General features: G+C 58.6%; 1 rRNA gene. It reads right to left on the bottom strand.

Annotation, left to right across the window (positions count from 1 at the left end):
- Nucleotides 1-511 precede the first annotated feature (511 nt).
- Nucleotides 512-611 (bottom strand): 5S ribosomal RNA (gene rrf / locus WS95_RS17120); the annotation flags it as partial.

Consider the following 611-nt stretch of genomic DNA (forward strand, 5'->3'; position numbering starts at 1 on the left):
ACTACCTGTCGCCAGCAGAGTTTGCTGCGAAACACCGAGCAACAGCGGATGCTCCCGCCGCTTTCCAGGAGCTGGTTTAAAGGGACTTTGCTAGAAGCCCATCGGCCCTATTGAAGGGGGCAGGTCACGTGATGCCCGGGACGCGGCGCATCGAAGATGCGACAAGACAAGGGGGATTTTGCGTCAGAAAGCGATGTTTATTGATCATCGTTGATCAACATCGCTCATCACCGGCCATCACAACACCGTCGCCGGATGTGCAGCACCGACGGAATCGATCCCGAAGACGGATGGTACGGTTGGTGGAGGTGCAGGGAGATTCTGGAGGGCACAACCACGGAGTGCTCGAGAACAGCGGAGCGCTAAATTGACGGTCCGGCACTGCAATTGATTGCGGCGGTGGAGTGCTAACGCCGATAGGCTGGGTGACGCTTTCCGCCTGCACCGCGTATTTCCGCCGCGCCAATGCAAAAACCCCCGCCTGATCGGGCGGGGGTTTCTGGCTTAGGGAGCCTGACGATTACCTACTTTCACACGGGAATCCGCACTATCATCGGCGTAGAGTCGTTTCACGGTCCTGTTCGGGATGGGAAGGGGTGGGACCGACTCGC

Source organism: Burkholderia sp. MSMB1826 (assembly GCF_001526325.1).
In the GTDB taxonomy this organism is placed as follows: domain Bacteria; phylum Pseudomonadota; class Gammaproteobacteria; order Burkholderiales; family Burkholderiaceae; genus Burkholderia.